Origin of the sequence: Sphingomonas mesophila (assembly GCF_003499275.1) — a bacterium.
Lineage (GTDB): Bacteria > Pseudomonadota > Alphaproteobacteria > Sphingomonadales > Sphingomonadaceae > Sphingomicrobium > Sphingomicrobium mesophilum.
The window spans coordinates 2,239,880-2,262,129 of record NZ_QWDF01000001.1 but is presented as its reverse complement, the minus strand read 5'-3'; the positions used below and the strand labels follow the sequence as shown (position 1 = coordinate 2,262,129).

The following is a 22,250-nucleotide window of genomic DNA, read 5'->3' as shown; positions in this document are numbered from 1 at the left end:
CCGACCTAGCGTTCAATCAGCCATGTGACCTGAAACGAGCGCGAATGGAAGATTGGACAGTCCGGAGGCTCGATGCCGAATGCCTGGCGGACGCTTATCCGCTGGTGCGCTCGGCGACCCGGGTCAGCCAACAAAGATGGGAAACCTTCGGCGAGGCGCTGATCGCCGGTGGCGGCGGGATACTCGCCGTCGGTGCCCCGGACGGCTGCGTCCACGGCGCGGCGGCATTCCGGCGGTCCATCGACCTGCGCCACGAGCAGGCGCTTGACGTGATGCTGTTCGCCGCCTTCGCGCTGGGGGCCGACGATCCCGTACGAGCGCGACTTTACGCCGCGCTGGAGGAGGTGGCGGCAAACGAGGGCTGCAAGACCATAAGCGTGACGATGGCTGCGCGCAGCTGCGGCGACCCGAACTCGGCTTGCCGCGCGGCGATCGAGCGGTTCGGGCTTAGTGTCGACACGGTGGGATTCTTTCGTGCGGTCGCCGCGCCCGGCGACTCAGGCAAGAAAGTAGATCGCCAGGGCCACGCCAACGATGGTCACCACCAGCCAGATTAGCGGCCAGCCCTCGCCTTCATTCTCCTGCGCCGAGGTCGAATCGATGGGCGCAGGCGAGGATATCTCGGTTTCGTAGACCGTCTCCTTCTCGCTCTTGAGCGAGGGATTGAGAGGAACGTTGCTCGGCTCGTCCCGCTTGCCGCTACTCATGCTGTGCCCTCCGCTTCGGTCCGTCCGGTGTCGAACGGTGAGTGCGCCGCGCAGCTCCGCGCCGTCAAGCGCCAGTGCACCATCGCCAGAAGACATGTCGTCCCCGGGTCGGCGGTGTCGCGCAGGCTTGAGGTCAGCGTCGCCCAATCCTCCTCGCTCGCGAAACGGTTGAAGTCGGCAATCGCCGAGCGGACGAAGCCGGTGGGGGTCGACCCCCGTGCCTCGGCTGATCTCGCGACGTCAGCCGCCAGTGCCGGATCCGACCGCTCGAGCCAGGTTTGAAAGGAATTCGAGGCGGTGCGCGCTGAGGCGAGGATGTCGCCGAGCATCGGCATCAGTTGAGACCCTCGATGCGCACTCCCTCGACCTCCGCTTCGGCTGCCAGCCGGGCGACGTATCGCGCCGCCTCCACCGACCAGCTGCGTGCCTCAAGCATGTCGGCAATGCGCTCGCGAGCTGCCTCGAACGGCAGGGTGTGGCCGGCTATCCGGCGGTGCAGGCGAAGGACATGCCAGCCAAAGCGCGAACGCACCGGCTCGCGGGCAGTGGTGCCCTCGACCAACGCCTCCAGCCCCTGCTGCACTTCGGCGACCAGCTCGCCGCGGCGGATTTGGCCGAGCGAGCCGTCCTGCAACTTGGAGGCGCAGGCCGAATTGGCCCGCGCCGCGGCGGCGAAAGCGGCGGCATCGTCACCGATCGCCGCGACGATCGACCGCGCGCGCGCAAGCGCCGCGTCCCACGCTCCATCATCGCTTCCCTCGGGCTCGATCAGGATGTGGGCAGCCTCGAACAAGTCGGGCGTGCGAAAGCGATGAAGGTTGGCGTCGTAATAGCGCCGGCACTCCGCGTCGGAGGGTTCCGCCGGGGAGACGTCCGCCTCGAGCAAGGCACGGACCAGTGCATCCTCCTCGACCTCGCTTCGGCCACCTTCGTCGGCCAGCGGTTCGGCGACGATCCCGCGGCTACGCGCCTGCTGCAGCAGCAATTCGCGCACCGCGAGCGCCCGCGCCGCCTCGATCCAGGCGGTCTCGGCATCGGGCGCCGGGTGGTGCTGGATTTCCTCGGCTATGGCTTCGGGCAAGATCTCGACGCCGTTGACGCGCACTTCACCGAACGTGGGGGGCGGCGGGATGAGCGGCTCCGGACCGCCGCCGCAGCCGCTCGTCTCGCACGAGCTCATCATCTGGGGCCGGGCGCGCTGCGCCGGGTCCTCGACATTGATGACGTCGAGCCGGCGGCTCATGCCCCTTCCTGCCCGCTTTCGGCCATCTGCCGGAGGACGGTCGGCCCGCCATAGCTCGGAGCGCCGCCCGCGGGACCGTGGGTTGCCGATGTTGCGGCGCCCTTGGCCCGGCGCGAGCGCACGATCTGGTAGCCTGGCCGCATCAGGAACCAGATCGGCGCGCTCCAGATGTGTACCAGGCGCGTAAACGGCGTGATCAGGAACAAGGTCAGGCCAAGGATGATGTGCAGCTTGTAGACCAGGGCGACGTCCTGGATATATTGCGGTGCGCCTGGGTTGAGGGTCAAAATCCCATTGGCCCAGTTCATGAAGCGCAGCATTTCGCTGCCGTCCAGATGCTCGAGCGTCCACCAGGTGGTGAGGATGCCGAGCACCAGCTGGGCCCAGATCAACACCAGCACCGCGATATCACCGATCGACGAGCTGCGGCGGATGCGCGGGTCGAACAGCCGCCGATGAAGCAGCAGCGAGCAGCCGACGAAAGCGGCGACGCCGGCGATTCCGCCGACCACCAACGCGGCGGTCTGCTTGAAGGAGTGGCCGATACCGAGCGTGTCGATCACCGTCACCGGCGTCAGCAGCCCGACGAGATGGCCAAAGAACAGAATGATGATGCCCATGTGAAAAAGGTTCGACCCGAGCACCATCTGCCGGCGGCGAAGGAACTGGCTGGATTGCGACCGCCAGGTGTACTGGTTGGCATCGAAGCGAAGGATGCTTCCAACGACAAGCACGGTGACCGCGAGATAGGGATACCAGCCAAAAGCGAGCTGGTTGATAAAGGCATTCATCGTGTGGCCTCCTGGCTCACCGGGCGGTTCGACGCCCTGATCTTCGCAACCACGCCGGTCGGTCCGCCCATTTCGTGAGCGCCCGCGAGGTTGAACGACACCGGCGCCTCCTCCCATTCGGAATCGATATCGGCGGAATCTTCGGCGGGCGTGTTCTGGTCGATGACCGCGCGCGCATCGGGATCGATTCGGGCCCTGGCAAGCGCGACCAGGCAGTGGAAGATACCGGCGTAATCGGACTCGCGCTTGTCGAGGCGCTCGGCCAACGCGGCGAACACGTGCCCCGGCTGGGCGAGCATCTCGCGGGCCTCGGACGCCGGCAGGCACGACGCGTATTCGAGGAAGACCGGGACGAAGTCCGGAAGCTCGCCACCCTCGAGAAAGAAGCCGCTTTCCATATATTGCTGGCCGAGGTCGATCATTGCCTGGCCTCGCTCGCGACTGTCGCCATGGACATGCTCGAACAGGTGCAGTGAGAGCGAGCGCGAGCGGTCGAACAATTCGCTGTAGACCGACTGCAGGTCGAGCAGCTCGTCACGCTCGAACCGTTCGAGTAGCGCCGCCAGCCGGCCGCGTTTGACGCCGGCGAGCGCGCCTTCGCGGTCGAGCTCCGCCGCGATTTCCGCGATGTTGGCTTTGATCTCGGCCGACGGGTAGCCGAGCAAGACGGCAAGCGCCCGCAGCGTACGGATCATTTCGAGACCTCCATGTCGGGGGTTCGCGGCGCTTTCTTCGCGCCGCCGCCGAACAGATTGACCTTGCTCGAGCCAAGCGTGTTTTCGCGGAAGCCAAAGCCCGACGAGCCACGCAGCACGAACGCATCCTCATCCATCTCCCGCCGGGCGGTGGGGATGACGTAACGGTCCTCATAGGCGGCGAGCGCCATGATCTTGTACATCTCCTCGATCCGCGCGCGGGTGAGGCCAACCCGTTCGGGAATGCTTTCGTCGATCCGGCCATCGACGGTCTTGGCGCGCATGTAGGCGCGCATCGCCAGCATCCGCTCGAGCGCCGCGGCGATCGGCTCCTCGTCACCGGCGGTCAGCAGATTGGCAAGGTAGCGCAGCGGGATCCGAAGGCTGCGGACGTCGGGCATATTGTCCTTGACCGACATCTTGCCGGCCTCTGCGGCCGACTGGATCGGCGACAAGGGCGGGACGTACCAGACCATCGGCAGAGTGCGATATTCGGGGTGCAGGGGGAAGGCGATCTTCCATTCGACCGCCATCTTGTAGACCGGCGAGCGCATCGCCGCCTCGAGCCACTGGTCGGTGATGCCCTCGGCGCGAGCCGCCTCCTGGACGGCGATGTCATTCGGGTCGAGGAACACGCTGAGCTGGGCGGGGTAGAGGTCCTTGGGATCCTCGACCGACGCCGCCGCCTCGATCTTGTCCGCGTCATACAGCACGACCCCGAGATACCGGATTCGCCCGACGCAGGTTTCGGAGCAGACGGTCGGTTGTCCGGTTTCGATCCGCGGATAACAGAAGATGCATTTCTCCGACTTGCCCGACGCCCAGTTGTAGTAGATTTTCTTGTACGGGCAGCCCGACACGCACATCCGCCAGCCGCGGCATTTTTCCTGGTCGATGAGAACGATGCCGTCCTCGGCGCGCTTGTAGATCGCGCCCGACGGGCAGGACGCGAGGCAGGACGGGTTGAGGCAGTGCTCGCACAGCCTCGGCAGGTACATCATGAACGTCTTTTCGAACTGGCCGTAGATCTCCTTCTCGACCCCCTCGAAATTATAGTCGTGGCCGCGCTTCTCGAACTCGCCGCCGAGCATGTCTTCCCAGTTGCCGCTCCATTCGATCTTGTTGAGCTTCTCCCCGGTTACCAGCGAGCGCGGGCGGGCGGTGGGCTGGGCCTGGAGCTCGGGCGCCGACTGCAGCCACTCATATTCGAACGTATACGGCTCATAGAAGTCGTCGATCTCGGGAAGGTGCGGGTTGGCGAAAATCTTGGAAAGAATGCGCCACTTGGAACCCTGGCGCGGGACGATCTTGCCGTTCTTGCGGCGGACCCAGCCGCCCTTCCAACGCTCCTGGTTCTCCCAATCCTTGGGGTAGCCAATGCCGGGCTTGGTCTCGACATTGTTGAACCAGACGTATTCGACCCCCTCGCGGTTGGTCCACACGTTCTTGCAGGTGATCGAACAGGTGTGGCAGCCGATGCACTTGTCGAGGTTGAGGACCATCGCAATCTGCGCGCGAACCTTCATCACGCCACCTCCTTTCCGGCGGCTTGGTTGGGCTTGGGACCGGTCCCCCAGTCGGCGGTCCCGCCCTCGACGTTCATCGCGTCGTCGGCCGCCTTGTCGAACCAGTTCACCTCGCTCATCTTGCGAAGCACGACGAACTCGTCGCGGTTGGCGCCGACCGTCCCATAGTAATTGAAGCCGTAGGCGAGCTGGACATAGCCGCCGATCATGTGGGTCGGCTTCATGTTGATCCGGGTGACGCTGTTGTGGATGCCGCCGCGCTGGCCGGTGATCTGCGAGCCGACCGTGTTCACCAGCTTCTCCTGCGCGTGGTACATCAGTGCCGAGCCGGGCATGATGCGCTGCGAGACGATGGCACGGGCAGTGAGCGCGCCGTTGACGTTGAACACCTCGATCCAGTCATTGTCGACAATGCCCGCGGCCTTCGCGTCATCCTCGCTGATCCACACTGTCGGCCCGCCGCGGTTGAGGCTGAGCATGATGAGGTTCTCGGTATAGGTCGAATGGATGCCCCATTTCTGGTGCGGCGTGAGGATGTTGAGCAAGATTTCCTTGTTGCCGTTGGGCAGCTTCCCGAGCACCTGGCGGACCGTCTTGGTGTCGATCGGCGGCCGCCAGGTGACGAAGCCCTCCCCGAACGCGCGCATCCAGTGGTGGTCCTGGTAGAGTTGCTGGCGGCCGGTCAGCGTGCGCCACGGGATCAGCTCGTGGACGTTGGTGTAGCCCGCGTTGTAGCAGACATGCTCGCTCTCAAGTCCTGACCAGATCGGCGAGGAGATGATCTTGCGCGGTTGCGCAGTCACGTCGCGGAAACGGATCTTTTCCTCCTCCTTGCCGTGGGCGAGGTGGCGGTGATCCCGGCCGGTGGCCTTGCCGAGCGCCTCCCATGCCTTGACCGCGACCTCGCCGTTGGTTTCCGGCGCGAGCATCAGGATGGTCTCGCAGGCGTCGATGTCGGTATCGATCTTGGGACGCCCGGCGGTCGGTCCGTCGAGAACGCGGCCATTGAGGTCGCCGAGCAAATCGATCTCGTGCTTGGTATCCCAATTGAGCCCCTTGGCGCCATTGCCGAGCTTCTCGAGCAGCGGACCCATGGCGGTGAAGCGGGCGTAGGTCTCGGGATAGTTGCGCTCGACCAGCGCGACATTGGGCATGGTCTTGCCCGGGACGGGATCGCATTCGCCCTTCATCCAGTCCTTCGGCTCATACGGCTGCGCAAGCTCGGCCGGCGTGTCGTGAAGAATGGGCGACATTACCAGGTCGTGCTCGATACCGAGCACCTCGGGGGCGACGTCGGAGAATTTCTTCGCGATGGCGCGGAAGATATTCCAGTCGCTCTGCGTCTCCCACGCCGGGTCCACCGCCGCCGACAGCGGGTGAATGAACGGGTGCATGTCGGACGTGTTGAGGTCGTGCTTTTCGTACCAGGTGGCGGTGGGCAGGACGATGTCGGAATAGATGCTGGTCGTCGACATGCGAAAGTCGATGTTGACCATCAGGTCGAGCTTGCCGACCGGCGCTTCATCACGCCACACCACGTCGCGCGGCCGGTCGTGGCCGGCAGCTTCCTCGTCCGTGCCGACTACGCCGTGCATCGAGCCGACCAGGTGCTTGAGAAAATATTCATGGCCCTTGCCGCTCGCGCCGAGCACGTTCGAGCGCCAGAAGAACATGTTGCGCGGCCAGTTGACCGGATTGTCGGGATCGAGGCTCGAGGGCTTCAGCTCGCCCGATTTAAAGGCGCCGGCGACCGCTTCGGCCGGATTGTCGCCGCTGGCATGGAGCTTGTTGCCCCATTCGATCGGGTTGGCGTCGAACTGCGGCGCGGACGGGAGCCAGCCCATTCGCTCGGCCTTGGCGTTATAGTCGAGCATGCTGCCCGACCAGTCGCCGTCGGGCGCCAGCGGTGAGAGGATTTCCGACATCCTGAGCGATTCGTAGCGCCACTGGTCAGTGTGCGCGTAGAAGAAGCTGGTGCCGTTCATCTGGCGTACCGGGCGGGTCCAGTCGAGCGCGAACGCAAGCGGCAGCCAGCCCGTCGCCGGGCGAAGCTTTTCCTGGCCGACATAATGGGACCAGCCGCCGCCGGACTGGCCGATGCAGCCGCACATCACGAGCAGCGAGATGATCCCGCGATAGCTCATGTCCATGTGATACCAGTGGTTGAGACCGGCGCCGAGGATGACCATCGAGCGGCCCTTGGTGACCTCCGCATTGGCGGCGAATTCGCGCGCTACCTGGATGATTGCCTGGCGCGGCACGCCGGTGACTTTTTCCGCCCAGGCGGGAGTGAACGGCAAATCCTCGTCGAAGTCCTTGGCGACATTGGGCCCGCCAAAGCCGCGATCGACCCCGTAATTGGCGCAGAACAGGTCGAACACCGTGGCGACCGCACCCTTCGAGCCGTCGGACAGCTTGATCGTCTTGATCGGAACGTTGCGAAGCAGGATCTCTTCGTGGTCGGTCGCGACGAAATCGTGAGGGGCGTCGCCGCCGAAATAGGGAAAGGCGACCGCTTCGATCGAATCATGGTCGTCGGCGAGCGTTGTGCGCAGCCGAACGTCGCGGCCGCGGCCGTCCTTCTCCTCGAGGTTCCACTTGCCGGCATCGCCCCAGCGGTGGCCGGCCGAGCCGAGCGGTGCGACGAGCTTTCCGCTGAGCTCGTCATAGGCCACCGCCTTCCAGTCGGGGTTGGCCTTCTCGCCGAGTGCGCCCTTGATGTCGGCGGCGCGAAGCAAGCGATCGGGCACCAGCCGGCCGTCGCGCTCGACGAGCTTAACGAGCAGCGGAAAGTCGGAATATTTGCGCGTGTAGTCGGTGAAATATTCGGTCTGGCGATCGACGTAGAACTCGCGAAGAACGACATGGCCGAGGGCTAGCGCGAGCGCGGCGTCGGTGCCCTGTTTGGGATGCAGCCACAGGTCGGAGAATTTGGCGGCCTCGTTATAATCCGGGGCGATGACCACGCTTTTCGCGCCGCGGTAGCGAACCTCCGAATAGAAGTGAGCGTCGGGCGCGCGGGTCATCGGGATGTTCGAGCCCCACACCAGGAGGAAGCCCGCGTTGTACCAGTCGGCGCTTTCCGGGACGTCGGTCTGCTCTCCCCAGGTTTGCGGGCTCGATGGCGGAAGGTCGCAATACCAGTCGTAGAAGCTGAGCAGATTGCCGCCGATCAGCGACAGATAGCGGCTGCCCGCGGCATAGGAGATCATCGACATTGCCGGGATCGGCGAGAAGCCGGCGATCCGGTCCGGGCCATATTCCTTGATGGTATAGGCATTGGCGGCGGCGATGATCTCGGTCACCTCGTCCCAGCCGACGCGGACGAAGCCGCCGCGGCCGCGCTTCGACACCCAGTCGCGGCGCTTGTCCGTATCCTGGACGATCGATTTCCAGGCCGCCACCGGAGCCATCGTCTTGCGCGCCTCGCGCCAGTGCCGGACCAGCCGGGCGCGGACCAGCGGGTATTTGATGCGCGTGCCGGAATAGAGGTACCAGCTGTAGCTCGCCCCGCGCGGGCAGCCGCGCGGCTCATGGTTGGGAAGATCGGGTCGGGTGCGGGGATAATCGGTCTGCTGGGTTTCCCAGGTGACGATGCCGCCCTTCACGTAGATTTTCCACGAACAGGAGCCGGTGCAGTTCACTCCGTGCGTCGAACGGACAATCTTGTCGGCCGCCCAGCGCTTGCGATAGGCGTCTTCCCACTCGCGCGCCTCATTGGTGGTGATCCCGTGCCCGGCGGAAAATTTCTCCCGGCTTTGGCGGAAGTAGGTGAGGCGGTCGAGAAAATGGCTCATCCGGTTTTCCTTCTAGGCGGGAAGCGGGGTCATCGACCGCGCGGGGCGAGCGCGTTCGACGTCGTGGAGAATGCCGCGCGGTCCGCTGTACGCAAACCATGTCAACACCGCGCAGCTTAGGTAAAAGACGAGAAAACCCCACAGGGCGGCGTTGGCCGTTCCGGTCAGTTCGATCGACGAGCCATAGGCCTTGGGAATGTAGAAGGCGCCGTAGGCGGCAATGGCCGAGGTGAAGCCGATGACCGCCGCCGACTCGCGCTCGGCCTGCTTGCGGCGTTCGTCGTCGGGAAGACCGGGTACCGAACGGTCCACTTCCCGGCGCATGATCCCGGGCACCATCTGGAAGGTCGAGGCATTGCCGACGCCGCTGGCGATGAACAGAAGCAACACCATACCGAAGAAGCCGGTGAAGCTGCGCGCGTCGAGAAACCAGATCATTCCGGCGATCGCTGCAATTTGCACGACGAACACCCAGAAGCTGACCCGCGCCCCGCCGAAGCGGTCGGATACCCAGCCTGTCGCGGCCCGCGACACTGCGCCAAGCAGTGGCCCGACGAAGGCATATTTTAGAGCGTTGACCTCCGGAAAGACCAGCTTGGAAAGCAATGGAAAGCCGGCCGACATGCCGATGAACGTGCCGAACGTGCCAGTATAAAGCCAGCACATTAGCCAGGTGTGGAGCCGGCCGAAGATCGCAGACTGGTCGGCGAACGAGGACTTGGCGCTCATGAGGTCGTTCATTCCGAACCAAGCGGCGACAGTGCCGATCACAATCAGCGGCACCCACAGGAAGCCGGCGTTCTGCATCCACAGCCGCGTGCCGTCCTCGGCCACTTGCGCCTGGCCGCCGAACGCCCCGAACAGGCTCACGGTGATGACTACCGGCACCAGGAATTGCATCAGGCTGACGCCGAGATTGCCTAGACCGGCGTTGATCGCCAGCGCGTTGCCCTTCTCTGCCTTGGGGAAGAAATAGCTGATGTTGGCCATCGACGACGCGAAATTTCCGCCGCCGAGCCCGCACAGCAGGGCCAGCACGAGGAAGATCAGATAGGGCGTCTCGGGGGACTGCACCGCATAGCCGATGCCGAACGCCGGGATCAGGAGCGAGGCGGTCGACAAGGTAGTCCACAAGCGCCCGCCGAAGACCGGCACGAGGAATGCGTAGAAGATGCGCAAGGTCGCCCCGGACAGACCCGGAAGCGCGGCCAGCCAGAACAATTGGGCCGTGGTAAAATCGAAACCGATCGCGGGAAGCCTGGCGACGACCACGCTCCAAACCATCCAGACTGCGAACGACAGCATCAGGCAATAGGTCGAGATCCACAGGTTGCGCCGGGCAACCGGGCGGCCGCGTTGCGTCCAGAAGTCGGCGTCCTCGGGCCGCCATTCCTCGATGGGACCGGCAAGCCGGGGTGGGGTGGTGATCCCGGCCTCGCCGAACCCCTGCATTTCCGGAAGCTCGGGCACCTGGCCGGCCTCGCCCCGCTTCATTGCCGAACGCTCCATGCTGCGGACTGCAAAGTGCATCCACGCGAGCGCAACGGCGACGAGCACGAACAACAGGACGAAGCAGCTCGTCCACACCCCGGTGATATCGTTGAGCGCGCCGAACGCGAGCGGCAGAACAAAGCCGCCGAGCCCGCCGATCATCCCGACCAGGCCGCCGACCGCGCCGACGTGGTTGGGGTAATAGACCGGGATGTGCTTGAACACGGCGGCCTTGCCAAGGCTCATGACGAAGCCGAGCACGAAGATCGTCACCAGGAACGGGATCAGGCCCATCTCGGTCCGGAAGGTGATCGGCCCGCGAACGCCCTCGATGATATAAGTGGTCGGCGGATAGGACAGCATGAAGGTCGTCAGGACCGAGACAGCGAACGTCACGTAGAGAACCGACCGTGCGCCGTAGCGGTCGGACAAGGTGCCGCCGTAGATGCGGAACAGGCTGGCCGGAACCGAGTAGAATGCGGCGAGCATCCCGGCGGTCTTCACGTCGAGGCCGTAGACCCCCATCAGATAGCGCGGAAGCCACAGCGCGAGGGCGACGAAGGCGCCGAACACGAAAAAGTAATAGAGCGCGAAGCGCCACACCTGGATGTTCTTGAGGACGGCAAGCTGGCTGCGCATGCTGGGCGCCTTGACACCCGAGCTCGCGCGCTCGCGCTGCTCGGGGTCTTCCTTGGTGAACAGCAGGAACAGGACTGCGGTCACAATCAGGCCGACCGCCCAGATCTGGGCGACCGCCTGCCAACCCATCGCGATCATCACGAATGGCGCGAGGAACTTGGTCACCGCGGATCCGACGTTCCCGGCCCCGAAGATGCCGAGCGCCGTGCCCTGCTTTTCCTTCGGATAGAACTTCGACACATAGGTCACGCCGACCGAGAAAGCGCCGCCGGCGATCCCGACGCCGAGCGCGGCGATGAGCAGCTCGGCGTAGCTGTCGGCGTAGGATGTCAGGAAGGTCGCAATCGCGGCGAGCACCATCACAGCCGCGAAGACCCGGCGCCCGCCGTACTGGTCGGCCCACACGCCGAGCACGACCCGAGTGAGCGAACCGGTGAGGATTGGCGTTCCGATCAGCAGGCCGAACTCGGTTTCGCTCAGGCCAAGCTCGTCCTTCACCCCAAGACCGATGATGGAGAAGATCGTCCACACCGCGAAGCAAACGGTAAAGGCGATGGTGCTCGACCACAGAGCCTGGCTTGCTCCGCTCGCAGGCTGCGCGCTCTCGCTGATCATGATGATCTTTCCCCGGATTGCGATGAGTACCCAGCGCCCCTCTCGCAGCGCCTTGGGATCAAGGGATTGATCAGGATCATTTGGCTCGCGCTACCCGCCGGTGACACTCATGTGTCGGGCAACCGCGGGCGCTCCGCCGATCCGGAAGTCATGACGCCGCGGCTTCCCGGCCAGCAGCCGGTCCAGCAATTCGTCGACCGCCCCGGCGCCACCGCTCGAGCGGAGCGCGTCGCGCAACTCGACTTTCTGGTCGTGGCCGAGGCAACCGTAGACCGAGCCGGTGGCGGCGACTCGGATGCGATTGCAGCCATCGCAGAAATTATTGGTCAGCGGGGTAATCAGGCCGAGCCGCGAGCGCAGCTCGGTGACGTCGAAATAGCGCGCCGGCCCGCCGCTGCGACGGCTCGAGGGTACGAGCGTGAAGCACTCCTCGATCCGCCGCCGAACGACATCGAGCGGAAGATAATGGTCGGTGCGATCCTCCTCGACCTCACCCAAGGGCATGGTTTCGATGAGGGTCAGGTCAATCGCCATCGCCGCGCACCAGCGCATCATGTCCTCGATTTCGTCCTCGTTGATCGTGGCCAGCGCGACCATGTTGATCTTGACCTGAAGCCCGACCTTGAGGGCGGCGTCGATCCCGCGCAGGACCTGGCCCAGGTCGCCACCGCGGGTGATGTGGGCGAAGCGCTCCGGGCGGCGGCTGTCGAGGCTAACGTTGACCCGCTCCACCCCGGCGTCGCGAAGTTCGGACGCGAACCGCTCGAGGCGGGTGGCATTGGTGGTCAAGGCGAGTTCGTCGAGCCCATTTCCGAGCCGCCGGCCAAGCATGCGCACGAGTTCCATCATGCCCTTGCGAACCAGCGGCTCACCGCCGGTCAGGCGGATCTTTCGCACCCCCCGCGCAATGAGGATGTCGCCGAGCAGCGCCAGCTCCTCGAGGGTCAGGATTTCGCGCCTGGGAAGGAACTGCATGCGCTCGGCCATGCAATAACGGCAGCGCAGGTCGCAGCGGTCAGTGACTGACATGCGGGCGTAGGTGATTCGACGGCCGAAGGAATCGACCAGGCCGCTCGCGGGGCGGGTTTCAGCTTTGTCCACGTTCCACGCCTGCGGAGCCCCTCATACGCGTCGCTTAGAGCATCGATAGGGAAGACAGATGATCTGAATCAAGCTCCGCGTTGCCAAACCGGATAATCCGCCTCGGGTGTCCGATGTGCTGACTCCCGAGCTTCTGGCGCGCTACGGCGATGCGTGCATTCCGCGCTACACGAGCTATCCGACGGCGCCGCATTTTTCGGACGCGGTGGGGGCGGGAGACTATCGCTCGTGGCTGGAAGACCTTCCGCCCGGCGACCTGTCGCTCTACGTGCACATCCCGTTCTGCCGCAAAATGTGCTGGTATTGCGGTTGCCACACGACCGTCTCCGCGCGAGAGGCGCCGGTCAGCCGCTATCTCGCCTCGCTGACCCGGGAAATGGAGCTGGTCGCCGACTGCCTGCCGAGGCGCCAGGGCGTCAGTCACCTCCATTTCGGCGGCGGCACCCCGACGATCATGACGGCCGGCGAAATGCGCCGACTGATGGCTGGCCTGGCCGCCCGGTTCGCCTTCGCCGAGGACGCGGAAATCGCGATCGAGATCGATCCCAGGACGCTCGAGCCGGACATGGCCCGGGCACTCGGCGAATGCGGCTTCAACCGCGCCAGCCTCGGGGTGCAGAGTTTCGATATTTCGGTCCAGCGAGCGATCAACCGCGTTCAGAGCCTCAACTGCACCGAGGCCGCGGTCAGCCTGCTGCGCGCCAATGGCGTCCAGCGCGTCAATCTCGACCTTGTCTACGGCTTGCCGTTCCAGACGGTGGGCTCGTGCCGCGAGACGGTTGAGCAATGTCTCACCCTTCGTCCCGACCGGCTGGCGGTGTTCGGCTACGCTCACGTGCCCGCGTTCAAGCCGCACCAGCGCAAGATCGACGGCGCGTCGCTGCCGGATTCCGAGAGCCGCTTCGCGCAGTCCCGGGCCATCCACGAGGCCCTGTCCAACGCCGGCTATGTCCAGATCGGGCTGGATCATTTCGCCCTGCCGGACGATCCGCTCGCGATTGCAGCGCGGGCGGGGCGTCTTCATCGCAACTTCCAGGGGTACACGACCGACTCGGCCGACGTGCTGATCGGCCTCGGGGCTTCCTCGATCGGGCGCCTTCCGCAGGGATTCGTCCAAAACGCGGTCGCGATCCCGGCCTATCAAGAAGCAATCGAGCGCGGCGACTTGCCCGTCGCGCGCGGTTATCGACTGAGCGGCGAGGACCGGCTTCGCGGCGCGGTCATCGAGCGATTGATGTGCGACCACCAAGTCGACCTGGGCCGGGTGTGCGCGCCATTCGGCGCCGATCCGGCGAAACTGCTCGACACGGCTTCGTTGGGGCCGCTCATGGTCGACGGGCTGGTCGAGGTGAACGGCACCCGGCTTTCCGTGCCGCGTCACGCCCGCCAGTTGATCCGGTCGGTAGCCGCGGCGTTCGACGCCTACCTCGCGCGCGGCGAGGCGAAGCACAGCCGGGCGGTTTAGCTCAGCCGCATTTCGAATAGCCGCACTCGAGGCAATTGTTGCAGCCCTCGACCTTTACCAGGGCGGCCGCTCCGCACTGCGGGCACGCCGGCATTGCCGCGGCGGGCGGCGTGGCGAAGGCCTGGGCCGGGAGCGGCTCGGCGACTCCCGCGAGGTGACGCTGGACGATGTCCCCGATCGCGGCGAGCAGCGAGGGCACGTAGCGGCCCTGCATCCAGGCGCCGCCGCGCGGATCGAACACCGCTTTCAGTTCCTCGGCGACGAAGGCGACGTCGGCGCTCCTCCGGAAAACCGCCGAGATCATCCGCGTCAGACCAAGCGTCCAGGCGTAATGCTCCATGTTTTTGGAATTGATGAACATCTCGAACGGGCGACTGACGCCGTTTTCCTCCAGGTCGTTGATGGTGACATAGACCGCGTGGGCGCTTTCCGGCCATTTGAGCTTGTAGGTAGTCCCGCGCAGCTGTTCCTCGCGCGGTGCAAGATTCTCTTGCACCGTCTCCCGCGGCGTGCTGGCTACGCTGAGAACCGACCCGGTGACAGCGTTCGGCCGGTAGGTGGTGAGCCCCTTGCAGCCGAGGTGATAGCCTTCGACGTAGATGTCGGCGAAGGCCTCGAAGGAAATGTCCTCGGGGCAATTGACGGTCTTCGAGATCGAGCTGTCGACCAGTGCCTGCGCGGCCGCCTGCATGGTCAAGTGATCCGACGGGGTGAGCGTCTGCGCGCTGACGAACAACTCGGCCGGGGGCGGCTCGTCGCCCCTCACCTCGCGCCACACGCGCATCGCATAGTCTTCGACCTGTTCCTCGCGCCGCGTTCCGTCGGGCTGGCGGATCTTGCGCGTGTAGGAATAAGCGAACACCGGCTCGATCCCGGACGAGACGTTGCCGGCCAGCAGCGACGTGGTTCCCGTCGGCGCAATGGAGGTCAGGCATCCGTTGCGAAGTCCATGTTCAGCGATGAGCGCGCGAGTCTCCTCGTCGAGGCTGGCAATGTTGGGCCGGTCAAGCATGCTCCGGTCATAGAGCGGAAACCCGCCCTTCTCGCCCGCCAGCCGGGCCGACGCGCGATATGCCTCACGCTTGATGACGCCGAGCCAGCGGCGGGTGAGGTCCACGGCTTCGCCCCTGCCATAGATCGCGCCGCAGAACAGCAACGCATCGGCCAGCCCGGTAATGCCCAGGCCAATGCGGCGCTTTGCCTTTGCTTCCGCCTCCTGCTCGGCCAGCGGGTAGCGGGAAATGTCGATGACGTTGTCGAGCATTCGAACGGCGGTATGGGTGAGATCGGTCAGCTGATCTTCGTCAAGCACCCCGCCCTCGAAGGGGTTGTTCACCAACTGAGCGAGGTTGAGGGACCCGAGAAGGCAGGCGCCGTAGGGCGGAAGCATCTGCTCGCCGCACGGGTTACTGGCGCTGATCGTCTCGCAATGCGCCAGGTTGTTGGCGGCGTTCACGCGATCGACGAATATCACCCCGGGCTCGGCAACGTCGTAGGTGGCACGCATCAGCCGTTCCCACAGATCGCGTGCCCGGACCGTTCGCAAGGTTTCACCGTTGAATATCAGCGGCCAGTCGCCATCACTGCCTAGCGCGGCCATGAAGGCGTCGGTGACCAGCACCGACAGGTTGAAGTTGCGAAACCGCTGCGGGTCGCGCTTGGCGTCGATGAATGCCTCGATGTCCGGATGGTCGATCCTAAGGCAGCCCATCATCGCCCCTCTCCGCTGGCCGGCCGAAAGGACCGTCCGGCACATCGAATCCCAGCAGTCCATGAAGGTCAGCGGCCCTGATGCATCGGCTCCTACGCCGCGGACCAGGCTGCCAGATGGGCGGATTGTCGAGAAATCCATGCCGACGCCGCCGCCCTGCTGCATGGTCAGCGCAGCCTGTTTCAGATGCTCGAAAATGCCGTCGAGGCTGTCCGGGATGGTTCCCATGACAAAACAGTTGAACAGCGTGACGCTGCGCTCGGTGCCGGCGCCCGCCAGGACCCGCCCGGCCGGGATGAACCGCATCCCGGCGACGGCATCGCGAAACTTCGCCTGCCATTGGTCGCGCTGCCCAGGGCTCTCATTCCCGGCCGCGGCTCGTGCCACCCGGTCCGCGGTATCGGCGAACGACTCATCGCCCTGGCCCTCAGCCGGAGTGAAGCGATATTTTGCAGTCCAGATCTCTTCCGCGAGCGCGACTTCAAAGCCCATTTGCCCCTCCACATGTTGGGTGGGGAACATGACACGCCACAAAATGCTGTGGTTTGATCTAGCGCAATGCGTGGGGGTCAGGGCTTGCCGTCGACCCGCGGCGTGAACAGCATTGGCCCGTACGCGCCGAGGAACAGCAGAAAAGCCCCGATCCAGGCCGCGCCGGCGATTTCCATGCCGACGCGATAATCGACAAGCTGCAGGGCGGCAGTCACTCGCAGCACGGCACCGATGGTGACGAGCAGATAGCATAAGACCGTGGCGCGACTGGCCCGCAGTTCCCGCCCGGTATGGCCCAGCGTGGCGCGAGTCATGACGGCAAGGATCATGGTGGCCATGGCTCCGGCGGTGAGGGCGTGGACGGCGGCGGAGCGCGGCAATGGCGCCCCAATCTGCACGGCTCCCAGCAGCGCCAGCCCGATCGGGAGCCAAGCATAGCCGACGTGCAAGACGAGAACGAGTGGATCGGCGGCTGCACGCCAACCTCGCCAGCGGATTAGTCGAACCGCTTGGGCCAGGGCGGCGGCGAGCAGTAGGCTTCCTGACGGCACTCCAGCGGGCGCAGACATCCAGCCAAGGAGGGCAAATCCAGTCAGGGCAATCACCGCGAGGTCGAATTTCCCGGGTTGGGTTGGAAGGCCGTCTCTAATGCCCTGCTTGGTCAACCAATTGCGTGTGAAAGATGGAACGATGCGGCCACCGACCAGCGATATGAGGATGACGACGAGCAGGACTGCCAATTGCCAAGCAAGATCGCTGCTGACCGGCAAGCCAAGGACGCTCGCGTGGTCCAGGGAATTCGCCAGTCCGAACAACAAGACGATCCCGACGATCGGCACGTTGCGGTTGTTAGCCCGGAGAACCTCGCGGGCCGCGATCAAGGCCAGCAAGACGTAGAAACCGGCGTCGAGAATTGCTGCGAGCATTCCACCCACGACGCTCGAGAAAAGCACGGCGAGCCGCCCGAGCAGCCAGAACGAGGCCAGGGCCGCGAGCGGCGCCCCGGCGATCGGAAGTTGGCCTGTCCAGTTGGGAATCGCGGTCAGGAGGAAGCCCGCGATAACTGCGCCAACGAACCCGAACAGCATTTCGTGCCGATGCCAGCTTAGTGGATCGAAGGTCGATGGAAGCGTGCCACCGGTAGCCAGAACATACAGCCAGACGGACAGCGCAATGACGGCCCATGCGGCCCCAGCGAGGAAGAATGGCCGGAAGCCGCCGCGAAGAAACGCGGGTGAAGATTCCATGCGCGTCCGCCGAAGCGCCAACATTTGCTCGCCTCGAGTCTGCATTCGCGTTTCCTCTCAGGCCGCCACCTGACCCTGGGCATCGAGATCGAGATCGACTTTGACATATATCAAAAGGTGCGCGCGGGCAGGCTCTAGCGCCTTGGGCCAACGAAGGAGACCCAGCCGTGCGCCACATTGACCAAGCCCGCCTTGCCGCCAGCGACCAGATTGCCGAAGCCCCGACTGCCCGCTCCTGCAACGATCAAAGCTTTGGCCTGCCCACGGGTATTTACATCGCCATGGCCGTCATGTTCGTCGGCTTCGTTACGGTACTGGCCGTCGCCTTCAACGGCGAAATGGCGGTCTCGTACGGGGTCATCTTCGCGTTCCTGGCGATGTTCTTCGGAGTGCCTAGCTTATTCCCACGATTGGCCGGGCAAGACCGGACACGTGCGCTCGAATGGCGGGAATTTGTCGAGCACGGAATCGACACTGCGACGGGACGCACAAGCGCCGGGTCGGCGACCGTGCTCGTGCTAATCCTGCCATTCCTGATCTTGTGCTTTGCAATTGCCGTTGCGACGATTGCCGCCCCGGCGTGACCCAAAGCAATGTTGGGCAGACTGTATGGCCGCCGACTTATTGACCTGGGTCATTGTCCCGCAAGTTCGCAGCATTATCGTGAGCGCATGAGCCTTCGTTCACTGTTCGGTACGTTGATTGCCATTGCGATGCTGTTTGCGCCGCTAGGACTCAGCAGCGTTGGCGCAACGGTGATGGTTCCGGTTGCCGACCATCATGCTCAAATGGTGGAAAGCGGCGACTGTGACAAACAGGAGAGCAAGGACAGTCCATCAGACAGCAAGTCCTGCTGCGTCGCTATGTGCTCCCCAATAGCGGTCGAGCTTATGATAGCATCCGAACCGCATGGCCTCGCGCCATTGCCCGTTCTGCCGTCGCGCGCCCAAATTGATCTGGGCTTCCTGGCCAAACTGCCCACTCCTCCTCCCCGACCCGCGTGACAAGCGACCCAACCACCATACGATTTCACGGAGAATTGACATGAAGACGATCATTATTGGCGCGTTCGCGCTGGCTTTCGCTGTCCCGGCCGTGGCGCAAACCGCTCCGACGGCGGACCCGCACGCTGGCCATACCCAGGGTCAGACTGCCGCTCCGCAGACGCAGCAGCATCAGGACCATGCCCAGCATATGGCAGCAATGCACAAGGACATGGCGGCGATGCACAAGCACTGCCAGGAAATGATGAAGCAACATGGCAAGGACCGTGGGGCAAAGCCGGGCACTGCTCCGGCATCTAAGAGTCACGAAGACCATAAGGGACACTGACTGGCTAAGGGCGCCGCTCGACGCGGCGCCCACTAACCTCGGTAATAATTAGCTTCTAACGGGGCGCATATCAGACATCGGGCCAACGTCCGCAATGGGTCGAAATCCGACCCAGTGGCTTCCGAAGCTTCCCACTGCGGGAGCGAGTGTGGGAACGAATAAAGGGTGACGATTGCCCCAGAGAAAAGTTGGGCAGACTGTATGGCTGCCCAACCCTTCTTAACGGAGCGAGTGCACCGAGCTGCACCCGCTCCGTCGTGGCACGCTGAGCAGCTATTAGAGCACCGCCAATCCAACACAGCAAGTGAGCCGTCGGCGGCCGCGCCGCAGTGGAACCCGATACAAATGTCACATTACCCACTGGGTGCAACGACTTACGCTCGAACAAACTCAGCAAGCCGTTGCGACAGTTTAGGGCCAGGCGCGAAGTAGCTTGGGTGGGGCACGCCGACGACGGATGTCTGCAACACGCCATCTGCGGTGGGTAGTTTGGCTTCAAAGCACCAACCGCCCCTCCGGCCCTCGTCCACAAATTGGGTCGGCGTGGGTGAATTGGCTTGCGCTCGAAGCAGCCCAAATGCGCTCGATGATTCCCCATAGCCGAGGGTGATGATCAAGCGTGGCCGAACGATTGAAAGGAAGTGTTGGTGGATTGGCCAGCACGCGTTCCACCATTCCCACATCCCAAAACCCGTTTGGGCTTTCAACGTCGCTTTGGACGTCGAGCGGGCGAACACGGCATTGGCGGAGAACAAGGTTGCCGGCGTTTCACCCAGCGTCGCGGCAAGGGCGACCATGTTGCGTTGATGGCGGACTAGGCAGTCGACCCGAGTGAGGCCATTAGCGCTTAAATGGCTGCATGGCTGCTGCTCCTCGCACCGCGGCTGCCAACATTCGTGCGTATAGGCGCTTGTGCCGTTTGGCGGTGCAATGAAGTCGATGAGTGGCGCTGGTATTGTCGCTGGATCGCCGCCGGGGTTGAGCCCCATGATGTAGACTTGCGCGGGGCGAAGCGTGTTTATTCCACTGAGCAACACGGCGCCGGGCTTCCGGTACAGGTCCTCCGGCATTTTCGAGCGTATCAGCTGGCGCACCTCTTCAACTTGCACAGCGCGCACCTAGTCGCACTGAACTGGTGAATGTCGCCAGCCCAGCTTCACTTTAACTTCCGTCGGCTTGTCCGCTTGGCGACCACCTGCGCTTCACGCTCGATTTGGACCAGCGCTTTAGCAAACTCATCAATAGACCAGACCCGACGCCCATCAATAATGCCTTGTGAGCGTGTGTCCTTGAAAGGATTCACAAGCGCCACGGGGAAGCCCGGCTCGTTGGCGGTCTCTTCGTCAGATTCCTCCTCGAAACCGAGCGAGAAAGCGAGCTTCCGGACCGCGGCACCTCGTTTGGCCGCTAGCTCCTCTAAGTCCAATCCAGCTTCGATAATCTGACCCTCATCAGACTCAGCATCATAGTCGATGGAAAAGCCAACTTGCACTCCGCTCGCGCAAACCAAGTTCACGAACGAGCCGTGCCCTAAACCTTGAGCCTCGTCGAACGCCGCTCCCTCAAAGATATCCGGTTGCTGCGCCGTCAGCTCCTCGAATAATTTTTCAGCAAAGCTGATCAATGTAGCTTGCGCAGCCTCAATGTGCGCCCGGCTGCCTCTGTGACGCAAAAGGTCGTCGACGACGTCTAGGTCAAGGTCCGCAAGCTCCCCAACGCGCTCCAGCGCAAGCTCTTTGCGAAAGGCGGATATCACGTCAGAAAATGCGTATTCATCATCTTGTACGAACTGCGCACGCACGAATCTTGAAACCGTAGCGACCGTGTCTTCGCTGCTGAACAGCGACAGCTTGTACACGCTACGACGAAGCTGGCGCGCGTCGTCGTTTGAGAGGTCATGATCATCAAGGAGTTTTAAGCTGAGCTCAACGAAGGCCTCGTATGCATCGACCTTCTTTCGGAACACCTCAACGTTGCGCTCCTTGAGCTCCTCGCCTTGGGTTTGGGAGCGCAACAACATGGTCGTCACAACAGCTGCTAAGATGGTGCCGATCAGCGCAGCGATAATCTCGTTGAAATAACTATCCCCAGCAGTTGCCCGAAACAAGATATTGAAAGTGATAAAGCTCAGAAAAAAGATGGCTGCGATCAGCGCTAATTGCCCCCATTGGCTAAGCTTCAATTGTGACCTCAACCACTCCATCAGCAGGTTCAAAACGCTGCAGCCTCAGGTGCGGCCGTTCGAGCATGGATTGACCGGGTGCGCTAGCGATATCACGGGCCCTCATGGCAAATGCGTCAATACCCACTGGGCCCGGTGTGCCGTTGACCCGATGGTCCGTGTTGGAACCAGGGCTCCCTGTAATTCGCTTCAAGCTTCTTAAGCAGATTCTTCCGCCCGCCACTCTGGTATAGAAACCCGCATAGGAACTCCGGGGGCACGCTATGACGAAGAGCATATTCCAGCTCCTTTGCCATCAGCCATCTCTCCTGTCGTTTGATCAGCGCGTCTTCGTCGTAAACACCCATGAAAAGAGCATGGAATAGTTGGTTCTCAAGGACTTCAAAACGGGTGGTCTGGTGAGCCCTGCTTGAAGCAATAAGCTCGGCGACGTTCCATTCCGGTGGCGACCGCCTGATGGCTAATCCCAAAGCGTAAATCTCCCGACGCAGAAAATTCTTTGCATCTTCATTTTTGCTTAAGCCAAATTCCTGTGTTGCCGCGAATGAGCTACTCAAGCGATCACTATGTTCGCGCCATATGGAGAGCAACGCCTCATCGACTTGCTTGCGCTTCAATCTCTTAGACGAGCACGGGTCAAATGCTCTGCGATACGCAACTCTTTTCTTAACCACTTGGCGTTCCCCTATACCTCATAGTGTCATGTGATTATCATGACATCGAGGTGGTGTTAACTCTCAAATCGACGGCGCAATTGGGGTCCCTATTTAGGGTGGTGGGTAACGGGTTCGGTCAAAACCACTAGGTAACCGGCCGACACCGTAGGCACTCGGCCAAAGCCCGGAAAATGTGAAGAGGCTCGGCTCAGAAACGGCTGTTTCTGAGAGCGCGGAATCATGCCTAGTTGGGAGAGCAACAATGCAACGGATACTAATTTCGGTTCAGGAGACTGGTGAGCTCTTAGGGGTCAAAAAGACTTCCACGTACAAGCTTCTGAATCTGGGTCTCATCCAATCGACAACCATAGGGCGTCGACGGCTCATATTCTTGGATAGCGTTCATTCGTACTTGAGCAGCCGCCCCCGCATGGGTGCAGTCTAATGTCCCGCCTTTCTCTGTCCGATCTGCCCTACCCCTCGCAACGGTACCGGGTCGATCTAGCGCCGCCTTGTGAACGCACAGGACATCGGTTCGAGACGTTCGAGCAAGCTCGTCT

20 protein-coding genes are annotated in these 22,250 nt (G+C 63.2%); 6 read left to right on the top strand and 14 right to left on the bottom strand.

Annotated features, from left to right (window positions below; all coding sequences use genetic code 11):
- Positions 1-44: 44 nt before the first annotated feature.
- On the top strand, positions 45-557 hold the full coding sequence (locus tag D0Z60_RS11320; RefSeq protein ID WP_118858332.1) for a hypothetical protein: 513 nt from the start codon (positions 45-47) through the stop codon (positions 555-557).
- On the opposite strand, the gene D0Z60_RS11800 is transcribed toward D0Z60_RS11320, so the two are convergent.
- The 9 genes from D0Z60_RS11800 to moaA form a co-directional block, all read right to left on the bottom strand.
- Positions 498-707: a hypothetical protein gene (locus tag D0Z60_RS11800; protein ID WP_162888225.1), complete on the bottom strand. Its 210-nt coding sequence runs from the start codon at positions 705-707 to the stop codon at positions 498-500. The genes D0Z60_RS11320 and D0Z60_RS11800 overlap by 60 nt on opposite strands.
- Positions 704-1,042, bottom strand: a complete 339-nt coding sequence (locus D0Z60_RS11315; protein WP_118858331.1) for a hypothetical protein — start codon at positions 1,040-1,042, stop codon at positions 704-706. The genes D0Z60_RS11800 and D0Z60_RS11315 overlap by 4 nt, the downstream gene beginning before the upstream one ends.
- Positions 1,042-1,950, bottom strand: a complete 909-nt coding sequence (locus D0Z60_RS11310; RefSeq protein ID WP_118858330.1) for a peptidylprolyl isomerase — start codon at positions 1,948-1,950, stop codon at positions 1,042-1,044. Before D0Z60_RS11310 ends, D0Z60_RS11315 begins: the two co-directional genes overlap by 1 nt.
- Positions 1,947-2,741 carry a respiratory nitrate reductase subunit gamma gene (narI, locus tag D0Z60_RS11305; RefSeq protein WP_118858329.1) on the bottom strand — a complete coding sequence of 265 codons (795 nt, stop codon included), beginning with the start codon at positions 2,739-2,741 and terminating at the stop codon, positions 1,947-1,949. The genes D0Z60_RS11310 and narI overlap by 4 nt, the downstream gene beginning before the upstream one ends.
- Positions 2,738-3,436 (bottom strand): nitrate reductase molybdenum cofactor assembly chaperone, encoded by a 699-nt coding sequence (gene narJ / locus D0Z60_RS11300; protein WP_118858328.1) that lies wholly within the window; start codon positions 3,434-3,436, stop codon positions 2,738-2,740. The genes narI and narJ overlap by 4 nt, the downstream gene beginning before the upstream one ends.
- On the bottom strand, positions 3,433-4,962 hold the full coding sequence (gene narH / locus D0Z60_RS11295; protein WP_118858327.1) for a nitrate reductase subunit beta: 1,530 nt from the start codon (positions 4,960-4,962) through the stop codon (positions 3,433-3,435). The genes narJ and narH overlap by 4 nt, the downstream gene beginning before the upstream one ends.
- Positions 4,962-8,759 (bottom strand): nitrate reductase subunit alpha, encoded by a 3,798-nt coding sequence (locus D0Z60_RS11290; RefSeq protein WP_118858326.1) that lies wholly within the window; start codon positions 8,757-8,759, stop codon positions 4,962-4,964. Before D0Z60_RS11290 ends, narH begins: the two co-directional genes overlap by 1 nt.
- 12 nt (positions 8,760-8,771) lie before the next feature.
- The gene (locus tag D0Z60_RS11285) at positions 8,772-11,504 is read right to left on the bottom strand and encodes a nitrate/nitrite transporter (RefSeq protein ID WP_118858325.1); all 2,733 of its coding nucleotides are present in this window, start codon (positions 11,502-11,504) and stop codon (positions 8,772-8,774) included.
- Between the two features lie 90 nt (positions 11,505-11,594).
- Entirely contained in the window at positions 11,595-12,605 is a 1,011-nt protein-coding gene (moaA, locus tag D0Z60_RS11280; RefSeq protein ID WP_275896720.1) for a GTP 3',8-cyclase MoaA, read from the bottom strand.
- 115 nt (positions 12,606-12,720) lie between these two features.
- Here moaA and hemN point away from each other — a divergent pair, with 115 nt between their 5' ends.
- Positions 12,721-14,070, top strand: a complete 1,350-nt coding sequence (gene hemN, locus D0Z60_RS11275) for an oxygen-independent coproporphyrinogen III oxidase (RefSeq protein ID WP_205421061.1) — start codon at positions 12,721-12,723, stop codon at positions 14,068-14,070.
- A gap of 1 nt (position 14,071) precedes the next feature.
- Here the strand turns inward: hemN and D0Z60_RS11270 are convergent, their stop codons facing one another.
- Together D0Z60_RS11270 and D0Z60_RS11265 are read right to left on the bottom strand one after the other, a co-directional pair.
- Positions 14,072-16,303, bottom strand: coding sequence for an adenosylcobalamin-dependent ribonucleoside-diphosphate reductase (locus tag D0Z60_RS11270; RefSeq protein ID WP_205421060.1), 2,232 nt, complete (start codon positions 16,301-16,303; stop codon positions 14,072-14,074).
- 47 nt (positions 16,304-16,350) lie between these two features.
- Positions 16,351-17,520 (bottom strand): NnrS family protein, encoded by a 1,170-nt coding sequence (locus D0Z60_RS11265; RefSeq protein WP_118858564.1) that lies wholly within the window; start codon positions 17,518-17,520, stop codon positions 16,351-16,353.
- Between the two features lie 167 nt (positions 17,521-17,687).
- Between D0Z60_RS11265 and D0Z60_RS11260 the strand changes: the two genes are divergently transcribed.
- The 3 genes from D0Z60_RS11260 to D0Z60_RS11255 all read left to right on the top strand — a co-directional run bounded on the left by D0Z60_RS11260 (position 17,688) and on the right by D0Z60_RS11255 (position 18,852).
- Entirely contained in the window at positions 17,688-18,104 is a 417-nt protein-coding gene (locus D0Z60_RS11260) for a hypothetical protein (RefSeq protein WP_118858323.1), read from the top strand.
- Positions 18,105-18,191: 87 nt separating this feature from the next.
- Positions 18,192-18,524: a hypothetical protein gene (locus D0Z60_RS11795; RefSeq protein ID WP_162888224.1), complete on the top strand. Its 333-nt coding sequence runs from the start codon at positions 18,192-18,194 to the stop codon at positions 18,522-18,524.
- 40 nt (positions 18,525-18,564) lie between these two features.
- Positions 18,565-18,852, top strand: coding sequence for a hypothetical protein (locus D0Z60_RS11255; protein ID WP_118858322.1), 288 nt, complete (start codon positions 18,565-18,567; stop codon positions 18,850-18,852).
- Between the two features lie 374 nt (positions 18,853-19,226).
- On the opposite strand, the gene D0Z60_RS11250 is transcribed toward D0Z60_RS11255, so the two are convergent.
- The 3 genes from D0Z60_RS11250 to D0Z60_RS11790 form a co-directional block, all read right to left on the bottom strand.
- Positions 19,227-19,922: a uracil-DNA glycosylase family protein gene (locus tag D0Z60_RS11250; protein ID WP_162888223.1), complete on the bottom strand. Its 696-nt coding sequence runs from the start codon at positions 19,920-19,922 to the stop codon at positions 19,227-19,229.
- A gap of 86 nt (positions 19,923-20,008) precedes the next feature.
- A complete protein-coding gene (locus tag D0Z60_RS11245; RefSeq protein WP_118858320.1) occupies positions 20,009-21,067 on the bottom strand; it encodes a hypothetical protein in 1,059 nt (352 codons plus the stop codon).
- Positions 21,068-21,150: 83 nt separating this feature from the next.
- Positions 21,151-21,651: a hypothetical protein gene (locus tag D0Z60_RS11790; RefSeq protein ID WP_162888222.1), complete on the bottom strand. Its 501-nt coding sequence runs from the start codon at positions 21,649-21,651 to the stop codon at positions 21,151-21,153.
- A gap of 301 nt (positions 21,652-21,952) precedes the next feature.
- Between D0Z60_RS11790 and D0Z60_RS12095 the strand changes: the two genes are divergently transcribed.
- Positions 21,953-22,135, top strand: a complete 183-nt coding sequence (locus D0Z60_RS12095; protein ID WP_118858319.1) for a helix-turn-helix domain-containing protein — start codon at positions 21,953-21,955, stop codon at positions 22,133-22,135.
- Positions 22,136-22,250: the final 115 nt, after the last annotated feature.